General features: G+C 38.2%; 14 protein-coding genes and 1 tRNA gene. 13 read left to right on the top strand and 2 right to left on the bottom strand.

The features are described from left to right. Positions 1-106 precede the first annotated feature (106 nt). From cdaA to ADU73_RS03360, 10 genes are all read left to right on the top strand, one after another. On the top strand, positions 107-958 hold the full coding sequence (cdaA, locus tag ADU73_RS03400) for a diadenylate cyclase CdaA (RefSeq protein WP_062913181.1): 852 nt from the start codon (positions 107-109) through the stop codon (positions 956-958). Continuing rightward, positions 955-1,812 carry a CdaR family protein gene (locus ADU73_RS03395; RefSeq protein ID WP_062913180.1) on the top strand — a complete coding sequence of 286 codons (858 nt, stop codon included), beginning with the start codon at positions 955-957 and terminating at the stop codon, positions 1,810-1,812. The genes cdaA and ADU73_RS03395 overlap by 4 nt, the downstream gene beginning before the upstream one ends. A gap of 24 nt (positions 1,813-1,836) precedes the next feature. Continuing rightward, entirely contained in the window at positions 1,837-3,201 is a 1,365-nt protein-coding gene (gene glmM, locus ADU73_RS03390) for a phosphoglucosamine mutase (RefSeq protein WP_046870828.1), read from the top strand. A 225-nt stretch (positions 3,202-3,426) separates the two neighbouring features. Then, complete coding sequence (gene glmS, locus ADU73_RS03385; protein WP_046870827.1) at positions 3,427-5,247, top strand: glutamine--fructose-6-phosphate transaminase (isomerizing); 1,821 nt, start codon at positions 3,427-3,429, stop codon at positions 5,245-5,247. 245 nt (positions 5,248-5,492) lie between these two features. After that, the gene (locus ADU73_RS03380) at positions 5,493-6,629 is read left to right on the top strand and encodes a glucosaminidase domain-containing protein (RefSeq protein ID WP_062913179.1); all 1,137 of its coding nucleotides are present in this window, start codon (positions 5,493-5,495) and stop codon (positions 6,627-6,629) included. A gap of 49 nt (positions 6,630-6,678) precedes the next feature. Continuing rightward, positions 6,679-6,777 carry a hypothetical protein gene (locus ADU73_RS10685; RefSeq protein WP_237028341.1) on the top strand — a complete coding sequence of 33 codons (99 nt, stop codon included), beginning with the start codon at positions 6,679-6,681 and terminating at the stop codon, positions 6,775-6,777. Positions 6,778-7,191: 414 nt separating this feature from the next. Further along, on the top strand, positions 7,192-7,497 hold the full coding sequence (locus tag ADU73_RS03375) for a hypothetical protein (protein WP_062913178.1): 306 nt from the start codon (positions 7,192-7,194) through the stop codon (positions 7,495-7,497). An 83-nt stretch (positions 7,498-7,580) separates the two neighbouring features. Then, positions 7,581-7,652: transfer RNA gene (locus tag ADU73_RS03370), tRNA-Asn, on the top strand. A gap of 234 nt (positions 7,653-7,886) precedes the next feature. After that, positions 7,887-9,263: an FAD-dependent oxidoreductase gene (locus ADU73_RS03365; protein WP_056986073.1), complete on the top strand. Its 1,377-nt coding sequence runs from the start codon at positions 7,887-7,889 to the stop codon at positions 9,261-9,263. A gap of 274 nt (positions 9,264-9,537) precedes the next feature. Beyond that, positions 9,538-10,239: a matrixin family metalloprotease gene (locus ADU73_RS03360; RefSeq protein ID WP_046870824.1), complete on the top strand. Its 702-nt coding sequence runs from the start codon at positions 9,538-9,540 to the stop codon at positions 10,237-10,239. A gap of 12 nt (positions 10,240-10,251) precedes the next feature. Here ADU73_RS03360 and ADU73_RS03355 read toward each other — a convergent pair whose 3' ends face one another. Then, positions 10,252-10,932, bottom strand: coding sequence for a YxeA family protein (locus tag ADU73_RS03355; RefSeq protein ID WP_046870823.1), 681 nt, complete (start codon positions 10,930-10,932; stop codon positions 10,252-10,254). Positions 10,933-11,134: 202 nt separating this feature from the next. Beyond that, a complete protein-coding gene (locus ADU73_RS03350) occupies positions 11,135-11,947 on the bottom strand; it encodes a Cof-type HAD-IIB family hydrolase (RefSeq protein WP_046870822.1) in 813 nt (270 codons plus the stop codon). Positions 11,948-12,184: 237 nt separating this feature from the next. On the opposite strand from ADU73_RS03350, the gene ADU73_RS03345 reads away from it, so the two are divergent. The 3 genes from ADU73_RS03345 to ADU73_RS03335 all read left to right on the top strand — a co-directional run bounded on the left by ADU73_RS03345 (position 12,185) and on the right by ADU73_RS03335 (position 14,216). Further along, a complete protein-coding gene (locus ADU73_RS03345; protein WP_062913177.1) occupies positions 12,185-12,802 on the top strand; it encodes a sugar O-acetyltransferase in 618 nt (205 codons plus the stop codon). Positions 12,803-12,845: 43 nt separating this feature from the next. Then, on the top strand, positions 12,846-13,745 hold the full coding sequence (locus tag ADU73_RS03340) for a DUF368 domain-containing protein (protein WP_062913176.1): 900 nt from the start codon (positions 12,846-12,848) through the stop codon (positions 13,743-13,745). Between the two features lie 153 nt (positions 13,746-13,898). Continuing rightward, positions 13,899-14,216: an ArsR/SmtB family transcription factor gene (locus ADU73_RS03335; RefSeq protein ID WP_100078164.1), complete on the top strand. Its 318-nt coding sequence runs from the start codon at positions 13,899-13,901 to the stop codon at positions 14,214-14,216. Positions 14,217-14,260: the final 44 nt, after the last annotated feature.

Here is a 14,260-nt window from a genome sequence, read left to right as displayed (position 1 = left end):
AAACTTTTATGCTTCGGACGTTAACCATTCTTGTGGCCGAAGTTCTGACCGCAAGAAACATGGTCTGTGCTATAATTATTTTTGTATTGGTTTGGGGGAAAAACAAATGCATTTTGCTTGGGATCAACTGATTACACTACATAATTTCATGAACTTAATTGATATTCTTGTAGTTTGGTTTGTGATATATGAATTAATCATGTTAGTAAGAGGAACAAAGGCTGTTCAACTGTTTCGAGGAATAATAGTCATTATCTTAATCAAGGTGATTAGTGTTCTTTTAGGATTAAGCACAGTTTCATGGATTGTGGATCAGGTGATTAATTGGGGGGTCATCGCAATGGTAGTGATCTTTCAACCTGAAATTCGCCGTGGATTGGAACATCTGGGCCGGGGCTCAATGTTTGTTAAAAATAAAACTAAAAACGAAGCTGAAACGCGAATGATTATGGCTTTGGACAAGGCCATTCAGTATATGTCTAAACGCCGAATTGGAGCTTTGATCACAATTCAAATGGATACTGGGTTGGAAGAATATATTGAAACCGGTATTGCTTTGGATGCTGATATCACGGGTGAACTCCTGATCAATATTTTTATTCCAAACACGCCTTTACATGATGGGGCGGTTATTATAAAAAATAATAAAGTCGCTGTCGCGGCAGCCTACTTGCCACTCTCACAAAGTACAATGATTCCAAAAGAATTAGGAACACGGCATCGTGCGGCAGTTGGAATTAGTGAAGTGACAGATGCTGTAACGGTAGTCGTTTCTGAAGAGACTGGTGAGGTTTCGATTACGAAGGATAATGAGTTATTACGCAATATGACCCAAGAAGATTATCTTCGTTACTTTAGAGCTCAATTCATCAGTGAAGATGAACCAGAGAGCCAAAACATTATTCAAGACTTCATAGAAGGAATAACAACGTTCTTCAAAGGGGGTCCTAAAAAATGAGAAACTTTTGGAAGCAACGATGGGTATATCGGATATTAGCTTTGATTTTGGCGGTCCTTTTGTTTACTTATGTGAAGTCCGATGAGATAAATTCGAATAATGCTGGGTCAAATGGTAATTCTGGGGATGCCACATTGATGGCCAACAAATCGAAAACTTTAACTGTCCCTTTGGAATTGGATGTAAATAGCAGTAAATATTTAATTAGTGGGTATCCATCAAAAGTTAAAATTAAAATTACGGGCCCGAGTGCCTTGGTGACAACTACCACTAATACTCAGAATTTTAAGGCTTATGTTTCACTACGAAAATTAGGTGTTGGTAAGCATCGTGTACAGATTAAAGAGGAAGGCTTGAATAAAGAGCTGGCCTATAGTTTTGAACCACAATCGATCAACGTGACGGTAGCTAATCGGAAGACAAAGACGTTTGCAATTCAACCAGAGGTTAATCAAGATGTGATTGCCAAAGGTTATGAGGCAAAGGCTGCAATTTTACGTTCCCAAACAGTTACTGCAACGGGATCGGTTTCAGAGATCAATCGAATTACTGAAGTGGTTGCGAGAATTAATTTACCTAATAACACGAAAAAGAATTCCACAACGCAGGTTCTTCTTCAAGCTTTGGATAATAAAGGCGATACTGTGAATGCGATTTTGGATCCACAGGCTGTAAGTGTGACAGTGCCTGTTCAAAAATCATCGAATTCAACCGACAGTAGTAGCGAGTCAACGAAGGGATCATCTAGTGAACCAGCGGATAACAAACGGACTGGTTCAACTAGCGAAACTGGTAGTACAAGTTCTGCATCAAGCTCTTCAAGTTCGAAATCGGCAAGTTCCAGTTCAAATTAATTTATGAATAGAAAGAGGAAAATTATGGCTTTAAAATATTTTGGAACAGATGGCGTGCGAGGAATCGCAAATGAAAGTTTAACTCCTGAAATGGCTTTCCAATTAGGACGAACTGGCGGATATGTCTTAACAGAACATGCTGAAGACACGAAGGAACGTCCTCGTGTTTTAGTTTCTCGAGATACACGAATCTCTGGACAATTATTGGAAACGTCTTTAATTTCTGGATTACTTTCTGTAGGGATTGAAGTTTTGGATATGGGAGTTGTGACAACCCCAGGTGTTGCTTATTTAGTTCGAAAACAAGAAGCTGATGCTGGAGTTATGATTACAGCATCTCATAATCCCGTTCAAGATAACGGAATTAAATTCTTTGGGTCAGATGGCTATAAACTATCTGATGAACTAGAGGGTGAAATTGAAGTCCTCTTAGATAAAAAAACTGATGAGTTGCCACGACCATCCGCTGACGGATTAGGTACGGAAAATGATTATCCAGAAGGTGCTTTAAAGTATACCCAATTTTTGGAGCAAACAATTCCGGACGATTTAGAGGGCCTTCATGTTTGTGTGGATTCTGCTAATGGTGCAACCAGCGGATTTGTATCTCAAATTTTTGCTGATTTGAATGCTGACTTTGACACAATGGCGACGACGCCTAATGGTTTAAATATCAATGACAACGTGGGTTCAACCCATCCAGAAGGCTTGCAAAAGTTTGTTGTGGAAAAAGGTGCTGATTTGGGGGTTGCTTTTGATGGTGATGGCGATCGATGCATTGCAGTCGATGAAAAGGGCAATATCGTTGATGGCGATAAAATTATGTACATCTGTGGGAAGTATCTTAGCAAACGGGGACGTTTGAAGAAGGATACGGTTGTCACCACAGTTATGAGCAATTTAGGCTTGTATAAGGCACTTGAAGCAAATGGCCTCCATTCGGTTCAAACACAGGTTGGTGACCGTTACGTGGTCGAAGAGATGCTAAAGAATGGCTATAACGTCGGCGGTGAGCAATCTGGTCATGTTGTTTTTCTTGATTTTAATACGACTGGCGATGGAATGTTGACGGCTTTACAACTTATGAACATTGTAAAACAGACAGGTAAAAAACTATCTGAATTAGCTGACGAAGTAAAAACATATCCGCAAAAACTAGTTAATGTGAAGGTTCAAGATAAAAAGACGGCATTAAAAAACGAAAAAGTTTTGGCAATCATTAAAACCGTTGAGGACGAAATGGCTGGCGAAGGTCGCGTGTTAGTCCGTCCTAGTGGAACAGAGGATCTATTACGAGTTATGGCTGAAGCAACAACGAAAGAAGAAGTTGCAGCCTATGTAGACCGCATTGTTGAAGTTGTGCGTGCCGAAGTTGGTGTAACTGAATAATATATATTGGGTAACTGTTCGAATCAAGCTGAAATATCCTACTGGCTTGATTCGAACAGTTTTTTATTCTTTTTGCAAGTTAGACCAATTGACTATAATTACAAGACCAAAGATGATAAAACGGTTGACAATCCTTTTATAATGAGATAAATTAAGACATACGATATATGGACCAATATCATCAAATCGTATAGACCAATTATAAAAATAAAGAGGATGTTGAATATGTGTGGAATTGTCGGCGTTACAGGGAGAAAAGATTCAGTTGAAATTTTAGTGTCTGGGCTAGAAAAGCTTGAATATCGTGGCTATGATTCTGCAGGTATTTATGTGAATAATAATCAAAAACAAGCACATCTGGTTAAATCTAGAGGGAAAATTGCGGATCTTAAAAAAAAGCTAATTCCCGAGATTCAGGGTAGCACAGGAATTGGCCATACCAGATGGGCAACAAATGGGGTACCAAGTATCGAAAATGCACATCCACAATTTTCGACAGATGAGCGGTTTTATTTGGTTCATAATGGGGTCATTGAAAATTATGAAGAACTAAAACAAGAATATTTAAGTGATGTATCTTTTGCTAGTCAAACGGATACCGAGGTTGTGGTGCAATTAGTGGATCATTTTGTCATCCATGATGGGTTAACAACGAAACAGGCTTTTAAAAAGACACTAAGTCTCTTAAAGGGTTCCTCTTATGCATTTTTGTTAATGGACCATGAAGATCCAGAAACTTTGTACGTAGCTAAAAATAAGAGCCCTCTTCTGATTGGGGTGGGAACGGATTTTAATGTAGTTTGTAGTGATGCATTAGCAATGTTAAACGTGACCAAAGATTTTTTGGAGTTACATGATGGTGAAATGGTTGTGGTGACACCTAAAAAAATTGAGATTACAAATCAGGACGGTGAGAGCGTTCATCGTGATCCTTTTCACGTAGATTTGGATCCCAAGGAAACGGATCGTGGTGCTTATCCTTATTATATGCTCAAAGAAATTGATGAACAGCCAGCAGTTTTACATCGCATTCAAAAGACTTACTTTGCTGAGGATGGCAGTTTAAAAATACCGGCTGATTTGTTGGCAGCTATGCAAAAAGCCGATCGCCTATACATCGTTGGTGCTGGAACCAGTTATCATGCAGGATTAGTTGGAAAACGGCTGTTTGAACAGTTAACGCAAATTCCTACAGAAGTGGTTTTGGCGTCAGAATTTGCCTATGACAACCCAATCCTGTCTGACCATCCATTCTTTATTTTTCTAACGCAAAGTGGAGAAACTGCAGATAGTCGGCAGGTACTAGTTCGTGTTAATAATGAGTGGCAGGCCCCCAGCTTAACAATCACGAATGCTGAAAATTCAACTTTATATAGAGAGGCTACGTACCAATTGTTGTTAAATGCGGGGCCGGAAATTGCAGTTGCCTCAACTAAAGCTTATACAGCACAAATTGCGGTTGAGGCTGTTGTCGCTAAAGCGCTTGGCATGGCACGTCACATTTCAACAGCCAAGAACTTCAACTTGAATCATGAGTTAAGTTTAGCGGCCAATGCTATTCAAGCCATTGTGGATGAAAAACAAACAATTAAAGAGATTGCCCACCACAACTTAGCAAAAACACGGAATGCCTTTTACATTGGACGTGGTGTAGATTACTTCGTTGCGTTGGAGGCGGCCCTGAAGTTAAAAGAAATTTCCTACATTCACGCAGAAGGGTTTGCCTCGGGAGAGTTGAAACATGGGACAATTGCCCTGATTGAAGACAAAACGCCAGTCATTGCCATTTTGACGCAGGAACGCACGGCGAGCCACACTAGGAGTAACATTCAAGAGGTAAAGTCACGTGGTGCTCAAGTCTTAACGATTGTCTCGGAAAATCTTGCTAAACCTGGGGATGATATTGTCATTCCTACCATTTCTGAATTATTATTACCACTTGTAAGTGTGGTACCAGCACAACTACTGGCTTATTATGCAAGCTTAGAACGGGGATATAATGTTGATCAACCGCGGAATCTTGCAAAAAGTGTAACTGTAGAATAAAGCAAATAAAAATTTACAAAACGTATCCTGTTGAAGCTTTCAGCGGGATATTTTTGTATATTAAGCCAATTAAATTGTTAAATTTTTGTTACATTCAATCAAATTACCTTGAACAGCCTCGTTATATGGGGATTTTTGAAATGAGTGGATATTCTGTATATTTCATTATGGTTAAATGAGTTAAGATTTTCTCGTATAAGTTATATACTAATAGTTAAAGATCATTACGATACGGGGGAAACAGTATGCATAAACGATGGGTACCACTTGTTTCATTTTTAATATTGCTTTCGACAATTGCTGTTTGGGGTTCAAATTCAAAGACGGTTCACGCAGATTCGCCACAGAGTTTTATTTCGCGACTAAAACCAGATGTCCAAAGTGTTTCAACAAAGTATAATTTATATGGGTCTTTGATGATGGCTCAGGCAGCTTGTGAAAGTGCATGGGGCCAAAGCCAATTGGCCATTAAGGGTAATAATTACTTCGGAATTAAAGGTACATATCAGGGTAAGTCCATAACCATGCGAACCGCGGAATATACGGCAGGTGGTCAGCTGTACTATACAAATGCGGCATTCCGTAAATATCCTAACGTAAAGGCTTCGCTGAATGATAACGGGAATGTTTTACGAAATGGGACGGCTTGGAATTCTTCTTTTTATAAGGGAACATGGAAAGAGAATGCTTCAACACCCGAGGCGGCAGCAAATTACCTGACAGGGCGATACGCAACGGCACCTTCATACGCTAAAAGCTTGATTAGCATAATTAAAGGGTACAACTTGCATAGTCTCTTAGATGGCGTTTCGGTTAAATATACAAAGCAGAATAAATCAATGCAAGTTAAATTGAGTCCGGGGCACGATTTTTATAACCATATTCCAGGAAGCACATATAGTTCAAAACGTACGCATTATGGTTCAACCTATAAGGGTAAGACCATTACAATTGATAATTCAGGAGTTAAAAAGGGAACCAAAACTCCATATTATCGTTGTTATTATAATGGTAAATTGATTGGCTGGATTTATTCATCTGCTGTTGTGAACGTGACAAAGTACACGTCGACATATAAAGTTGCGTCAGTGAGTACGACGCCAAAAAATGATTTTTACAATCATGTAACTTCCAGTGTTTATTCAACAAAACGTTTACACTATGGCACGACTTATCGCGGCCAAAACGTAACGATTGATAATCAGGCTGTTCGAGTGGGAACGAAGACCCCTTATTATCGTTGCTATGTAAATGGTAAACTCATTGGTTGGGTTTATGGTGGCGCATTGACGAATGTCCGTTATCTTAATACGACATATACAAGTCAAACGTTAACTAGAAAAGTGAAAGCTGTGCATCCCCAAAAGCAACTATGGCTATAGTCGTAGATATTACGGTAAGTCATATGCGGGTAAGACCGTTCAAGTTGATATGACGGGAGTTATTGAAGGAACGAAGACCCCTTATTATCGTTGCTATTACAACGGTAAATTGCTTGGCTGGGTTTATGGTAGTGCATTAAGTGCCTAGTTCATTAAAAAATTATGAATAAATAATTAAAATAAGGTAGACTAAGATGAGAAAAAGAGGTATATTAAGTGTACCATTTACTTACTTCCTCTTCCTGTTTACCCCAAATGAACACAGATGAGGACATCTCTAGTTGATGTATACATCAGATGGCGAGAATCGGAAATTATCTTCCGATTCTTTTTTTATTCTCATAAAAAAGTTTAAAGTTTGGATTGACACCGCTTACATATAGAGGTATGATTATTTCGAAAGGTAGTAGTGCATCTCCTCTACCTTTAATCAATTCTCTTTCTCTCTTATGCCAAAAAGGTACCTCTAGGCTATAATGCTTAGAGGTATTTTTTTCTTTGTAATAAAACAACTTGCTTCAACAAGCAAGTTGCCCTTATACTGAAAAGGGAAGGTGATAGTATGGGTCAGCAAGTATTTACATTAATTGAAGAAATTACTAGAAAAGACGGAACTAAATATACTGAAATTGCCAACATGGTTATGAATGGGCGAGCAGAGTTAGCTGCAGATCGGGGTTTTATTACAGAAGTCCGTATTTTACAGTTGAATATCCCGCATTCAGCACATGTTATTAATTATGAAGATTATATTAATGCCCGTTATTCAGTCCCAGGAGAAGACATGGATCACTGGGAAGAATGGAAAAAAGACAATAAAATCATGGTTGATTTTAATGCGGTTTTGAAAGAAAATCACATCTCCTAAAAAATTTAAATGATAATTATTAAAATTTAGTTGACAAGTCTGTGGTTTTCATGATATAAATATATACATGGTAATTAAGTAATTGCTCCGTAGTTCAGCGGTAGAATAATTGACTGTTAATCAAGAGGTCGCTGGTTCGATCCCAGCCGGAGCAGTTTGTAACATTCTGAAGTCTTCATACAATGTTAAAGCGTTGATATGAGGACTTTTTTGTATACCAAGATAAACGCTAATCTTGCAATCAAATAGAGATTGGCTTTCTTAAACAGTTTGCTAATGTAACCAGTTTAGAAGCCCTTTAATTAAGTCGTGGTCATTTCGTTGCATTATTTAGTGATAAGTCTTAAGCTCTAGTTGAGAACCATTATAAACTGTAGGAGGGATTTTAGATGTCAAAAAAACGAGTTGTAATTGTTGGTGCCTCACATGGTGGCCATCAATCGATTTTGGAACTATTAAGTCGTTACGATGATGTTGATATTACGCTTTATGAAGCAGGTGATTTTATTTCTTTCATGTCATGTGGAACGGAATTGTACCTGGAAAATAATGTGACAGATGTTAATGATGTTCGAAACTTTCGTCCAAGTGATTTTCCGCAGTCCAATGTGCATATTTTGAAAAGTCATACAGTTAATAAAATTAATGTTGATAAGCAAACAGTTAGTGTTACAAATAATGAGACCCAAGAAACCGTTGATCAACCATACGATAAGTTGATTATTAGTTCTGGTGTGACGCCAAAATCTTTACCAGTGCCCGGCGTAAACTTGGAGAATGTTTTTCTAATGCGTGGATATGACTGGGCCACCAAAATCAAGTCAAAGTTAAACAGTGATGATATTAAAAATGTCACGATTGTTGGTGCTGGCTATATTGGCATTGAGGCGGCTGAGGCTAGTCGTAAGGCAGGAAAAAATGTGACGTTGTTGGATGTCATTGATCGTCCGTTAGGGACCTATTTGGATTCTGAAATGACGGATATTATTGCCAAACAACTAAAAGATCAAGGAATTAATTTACAAATGAATGCCCATATTACTGAATTTGTCGGAGATAAGGCGGTTCAGGCCGTAAAGACAACGACGAACAGTTACCCAAGTGATTTAGTTATTCAGGCTGCAGGCGTTCAGGCTAATACAGACTGGCTAAAGGGAACTGTTGATTTAGATAATCGGGGATGGATTAAAACCGATGAATATTTGCGGACCAACTTGCCAAATGTTTATGCAATTGGTGACGCTACATTAGCTTATTCAATTCCAGCTGATAAAAAGATTCCAGTAGCCTTGGCGACCGTTGCCCGGCGTGAAGCGCGCTATGTGGTTAAACATATCTTTGAGAAACTTCCGTCTGAACCTTTCAAAGGTATCGTAGGATCTTCAGCTCTGAGTGTTTTTGATGATAAGTTTACTCAAAGTGGTTTAAATTCTTTCACAGCAAAAGGGGCTGGCGTGAAGATTGCTAAATCATTCTTCCAGACTGCACTGCGACCAGCTTATGTACCAGTGGAAAAAGGAAATCCACAGGTGGCCGTTCAGCTCTTTTATCATCCAGTAACCCACAAGCTGCTCGGTGGAGCTGTTTTGTCCACGTATGATGTAACGGCACAAGGAAACGTGTTAGCATTGGCAATTCAGCAAGGATTACGGCTCGAAGACTTAGCGGATGCAGACTTCTTCTTCCAACCTGGGTTTGATCGGCAATGGAGCTTATTGAATTTGGCGGCCCAACATGCATTAGGTGAAGAAGATTTTCAGAATTAGAATTTAGTGTCAAAAAAATGGATACATTTAGAAAGTGAATTTCAAATAATGAAGTTCACTTTTTTATGTACCCATTTTTTGTAAATTTGATTGAAAAGAATCAATGTTAATTTTAGATAGAAGTATTTATTTAATGCTATGATGTGCATATAATAACTTTCCAGTTGTTTAGAAATTAGAATTTCAGTAAGTTAGCCGAAATAGACGTTTAAAAAAAGGATCCATGATATAATTTTTGAACTGAGTGAAAATTCAAATCAAACGGGGGATACCAGTGAAACATAAAGGTTTAATATGGATAATTATGATTGCTGTTGTCTTATTTTTAGCAACCAAGCCAGATTTTCAAACGGCGTCCAAAAAATTATATGTTGATAGTAAACAAGAAATTAGCAAAGCGATTGCAAATATAAATGCACGCCAAGCATCCAATGAAATAAGTGTCAATCCACAAAGTAACTCTTCAAGTAGTTTGAACGCAAATACTAACGGCACAACGCCCACAGAAGATGTCATTCATGGACATAAACTATCCAACGTTTATTATTACCATTTTGCAGATAATACGCCACAGGATGTGCGAAAGATGTTTTTATCCGCAGTTAATATTTACAACCAAACAGGATTAGTAAAATTAATTGCTGGTGCTGGTACGCAGCAACAAAACCAAATTAAGTTTTCAATTTATGATAAGAAAATGACTTCTTCACAACGAGGCACCATTGAATTAGGGCTTGGTGGACCTGAGGTGATCCAGCAATCTGGAGTGAACGCTTATACGGTAAATCATGCCAGTGCCAGTTTGAACATGCAATATATAGGGTCAATTCGGCTTTCGGTAGCCGTTCATGAGTTAGGGCATGCACTCGGATTGGCGCACAGCGGAAATAGAAATTCAGTTATGTACCCAGTCGATCAAGGGAGAACGACTTTATCTAAGGGTGATCTTGCAGGACTTAAGACAATCTATAAATAAATGCGCATCAGATTAATCAAATGGCCACCAAGAAAATTGTTTTCCTGTTCGTGATCCATCATTTTTGGAATGATACTTTGTATAAAATGAACCGGCTTGTTCACGCATAGATAAAGGAATTTGTTTTTTGTTTACTAAACGAATAGCAACCACATAAGAGCCTTTATGTTTAACTAATGCCCATCTATTTTTTTTATTGTATTCGCCGGTATGGAATTTTAGCCAACTACCTTGACCAAAGGGGTCGTCCGAGACGAAAGTGTCTATTTTACCTGGTCTAGTGCTTGTTGAAGGCGTTGGAAGAATAGCATAACCATATCGGGTTTCTAAAAATGGATTAACTCGATCAATGTTTGAATTCTGGGTAGCACGTCCGTAGGCTAAAAGTATTAAAAATAAAGCTATTAATATTAGTACGGATCCAACTATTGTTAAGGATCGTTTGTATTTTTTCTTAGTGCGAACATCGGAACTGATTTTTGTAACCATTGGATTTGATTCTCCTTTGAGTAAATTATCTAAAGATAGATCTAAAATTTGACTGAGTTGAACCAATGTATCTAAGTTTGGATAACTTAAGTCGTTTTCCCAACGAGATAGCGTTTGACGAGTCACATGTAGTTGATCTGCCAAGTCTTGTTGAGTTAAATTTAACGCTTTTCTTTTTTCTCGTAACTGACTAGAAAGCTTCATAATATCTATATTCCTCCTCTATATTTATAATCGTACGTGTAACTATCGGAAAAGTAACGCAATTATCATGTTACATTTGCTTTTTTTCAGGATATTAGTCAGATTGAAGTTCAATTAATTAAATATATAGTAAAAAGCCACGTTCTCCAAATTTTGAAGAGACGTGGCTGTTTTTCTCGATAAATGCACTTACGGAGATAATTTACTCTAAAACATACTTCTTGATGGCATCTGCCAATCCATCTTCATCATTGGTGCCAGTAACAAAGTCGGCATGTTTTTTTGCAAGGTCACTGCCATTGCCCATCGAAATTGCGGTGCCAGCATAATCAAACATTGCAATATCGTTGCCTTCATCACCAAGTGCCATGACTTCATGTGCATCGAATTTTAGATTGGTAGCGAGATCTTTTAAAGCTTGTCCTTTATTAACACCGGGGTGCATTAATTCCAAGAAGTTTCGAGCAGCCCGAACTACATAAAGATCTTGACTAAAGTTTTCCTTGACTAGGGGTTCAATAGCATCTAATAATTTTTCATTGCCAACAAATAATCCCTTAGTAATCTGAAAATCAGCTGGCAATTCGTCCGGCTTTCGAATCAAAATACCGGCACTATTTTCCCAAGCCTGTACAACTGTAATGGCATTTACGTCAAGGTCGGCAGTATAAATTGTGCCATCTTCATCTAAAACGTTAAAGGGAATTTTATGTTGTTGGCCGAATTTAGTCATTTGCCTGTAGTGGTCGTTATCAACCAGGTGTTTGGCAATGACGCGGCCAGCTATAGTTTCAATGACAGCACCATTATAAGTGATCACATATTGATCATCACCGAAAAGCCCCAGTTGTTGAAGAAAATGAGAAATACCAACAAGGGGACGGCCAGTGCAGAGGACGATTTTGATACCCTGAGAGACAGCTTCTTTTATCGCTGAAATTGTACTTGGTAAGATTTCGCCCTTGGAGTTTAGGAGCGTATCATCAACATCTATTGCTATTAAACGAATTGACATGTGTAACCTCTTTTCATTTTTTGAAACGTAAATTTATGTATTTCAAGTTTTAAAAATTTAGCGCTTACAATTATTGTATCATGTTTAAATTAGGATCGCTGTTTTTACAGACTATTTTTAAATTTTGTTTGGTATTGAGAATCAAGTTAACTATGTTTAGAAAAACTTAAACTGTATTTCAAATGACACAGGTTTCAAAGTTCGATATAATCAAATTAAATATGCGGAGGAAATTTAATGACCAATAAAGAACGAATGTTAAATAGCCAGTTGTATGTGGCAAATGATCCCGAATTACGAAAAGACTTTAAACATGGTCGAGTGTTGACGCGGTTGTTTAATAATACAACCGAAGAGCAGATGACTTATCAAAAAGAACTATTGAAAAAATTGTTTGGCAAGGTTGGTGAGCATGTTCATATTGAGCCTCCGTTTCACACAGATTATGGATTGAACACGACAATCGGAGAGAACTTCTATGCCAATTATGATTGTATTTTTATTGATGTCGGGAAAATTACAATTGGTAACAACGTAATGTTTGGCCCTCGCGTGGGTTTATACACGGCGGGGCACCCAATTGATGCGACTGTGCGAGTTGAAGGTTATGAGTACGGTTATCCAATTACAATTGGTAACAACGTGTGGATTGGCGGAAATGTCGTTGTTAATCCCGGGGTAACAATCGGAAATAATGTGGTTGTCGGTTCGGGATCAATTGTGACCCACGATATTCCCGATAACGTGATTGCGGTAGGAAATCCATGTCACATTCTACGAGAAATTAATAACGATGATAAAAAGAAATGGGAAACACAAAAACAGGCATATATCACAGAAATGAACGCAGAATAGGAAAGAGGTAAAGCAAATAAAAACAAAAGCTTATATCAACACAATGAAGGGGTTTCTAATTGGAATTGCTTTAGTCATTCCCGGGCTCTCAGGCAGTATGTTCGCTGTTGTTGTTGGTTTATACGAAAAAATGGTTGAAGCAATTTCTACATTTCGCGCAAAAACGGGCAAAAACATCAAATTTTTATTGCCCATTATGGTAGGAGCGGTAGTCGGTGTGCTAGCATCGACTAAACTTGTGTTGTGGTTATGTGAACAATTTCCAGTGATGAGTTATGGATTCTTTATTGGTTTGGTCATTGGGGTGCTGCCATTCGTTTACAAAAAAATCCGTCAGCAACATCTAAATTTGCTGGATTTTGCCCTTATTATTTTCGGGTTTGCTTTCATTATGCTTGTCAGCCATCAAGGTACTGACAGTGGGAGTGATTTTATAGCTTTGACACATTTGAATAGTTTGTCAGATTGGGGAACAATTGCATTTGCCGGATTTTTTGCAGTTTCGATGATGATGGTTCCTGGTATTTCTGGGGCCGTGATGCTCATGATGGTGAATCAATATGGAACGATTTATAATTCAGTTGCCAAACTTTTGGATACTTTCATGTTCCTATTGGTCGGTAAATTCGATCAAGCAAGATCGGCTTTTTCTTCCGTATTGATTTTACTGCCATTTATTATCGGAGCTGCTGTGGGCGTTATGCTGATGGCGAAAGCTCTCCATTATTTGCTAAAACGTTACTCACATCAAGTTTACTGTGCGGTGTTAGGAATTATCGTTGCCGGAATTTGGATTTTGGCGGAACTCGCTATTAAAGGGGCAGCGAACAGTGTCCAAAGTAGTGGATCATGGATTGGCGTGATTTTAGCGTTGGTCATCTTTATTGTGATTGGGACGTTAGCAACTGTGTTTCTTGATAAACAAGAGGTGGCAGATGAATGATTCTGCATTTAAAAGCTGTTGGCCAAATAGGTAACGGCTTTATTTTTAAATTTGCTTGTAAGCGCTTGCTATGATTGAAAAAGCATGTTACTCTATTCATAGATTTAAATATTTAAATGTATAGATAGAGGTGAGCCTATGGGAGAGGTAACAATGGAACCGAAACAAAAGGCAGCTTTGGATGAATTCATTAATGATCTGGATATTTTAAATGCGTTGGCTGACAAACATCGACAAAGAATCATCATTTTGCTGGGATCTCGTTTAAAACAGGGCATGACCGTTAGTGAGTTGACCTCACAACTGGATATTTCTCAACCGGCCGTATCGCATCATTTAAAAATTTTGCGTTCAGTTCACATGGTGGATTCAACGCGAAATGGGCTGGAAAATAACTACTTTTTAACGTTGGATGATACTTTGGATCGATTGGAAAGAATCGTGAAATTAATTAGAGAATCAAATGCGTAGTTTATAAATGAAGTCATTAAACTAACCGGGTTAGGAGTTTAGCG

This window comes from Pediococcus damnosus (genome assembly GCF_001611155.1).
In the GTDB taxonomy this organism is placed as follows: Bacteria; Bacillota; Bacilli; order Lactobacillales; family Lactobacillaceae; genus Pediococcus; species Pediococcus damnosus.
This window is presented reverse-complemented; position numbering and strand designations above follow the sequence as displayed.

What these genes read in the sequence shown, in the direction of transcription:
- cdaA (WP_062913181.1), top strand. Translation starts at nt 107, where the DNA reads ATGCATTTTGCTTGGGATCAACTGATTACACTACATAATTTCATGAAC.
- ADU73_RS03395 (WP_062913180.1), top strand. Translation starts at nt 955, where the DNA reads ATGAGAAACTTTTGGAAGCAACGATGGGTATATCGGATATTAGCTTTG.
- glmM (WP_046870828.1), top strand. Translation starts at nt 1,837, where the DNA reads ATGGCTTTAAAATATTTTGGAACAGATGGCGTGCGAGGAATCGCAAAT.
- glmS (WP_046870827.1), top strand. Translation starts at nt 3,427, where the DNA reads ATGTGTGGAATTGTCGGCGTTACAGGGAGAAAAGATTCAGTTGAAATT.
- ADU73_RS03380 (WP_062913179.1), top strand. Translation starts at nt 5,493, where the DNA reads ATGCATAAACGATGGGTACCACTTGTTTCATTTTTAATATTGCTTTCG.
- ADU73_RS10685 (WP_237028341.1), top strand. Translation starts at nt 6,679, where the DNA reads ATGACGGGAGTTATTGAAGGAACGAAGACCCCTTATTATCGTTGCTAT.
- ADU73_RS03375 (WP_062913178.1), top strand. Translation starts at nt 7,192, where the DNA reads ATGGGTCAGCAAGTATTTACATTAATTGAAGAAATTACTAGAAAAGAC.
- ADU73_RS03365 (WP_056986073.1), top strand. Translation starts at nt 7,887, where the DNA reads ATGTCAAAAAAACGAGTTGTAATTGTTGGTGCCTCACATGGTGGCCAT.
- ADU73_RS03355 (WP_046870823.1), bottom strand. Translation starts at nt 10,932, where the DNA reads ATGAAGCTTTCTAGTCAGTTACGAGAAAAAAGAAAAGCGTTAAATTTA.
- ADU73_RS03350 (WP_046870822.1), bottom strand. Translation starts at nt 11,947, where the DNA reads ATGTCAATTCGTTTAATAGCAATAGATGTTGATGATACGCTCCTAAAC.
- ADU73_RS03345 (WP_062913177.1), top strand. Translation starts at nt 12,185, where the DNA reads ATGACCAATAAAGAACGAATGTTAAATAGCCAGTTGTATGTGGCAAAT.
- ADU73_RS03340 (WP_062913176.1), top strand. Translation starts at nt 12,846, where the DNA reads ATGAAGGGGTTTCTAATTGGAATTGCTTTAGTCATTCCCGGGCTCTCA.
- ADU73_RS03335 (WP_100078164.1), top strand. Translation starts at nt 13,899, where the DNA reads ATGGAACCGAAACAAAAGGCAGCTTTGGATGAATTCATTAATGATCTG.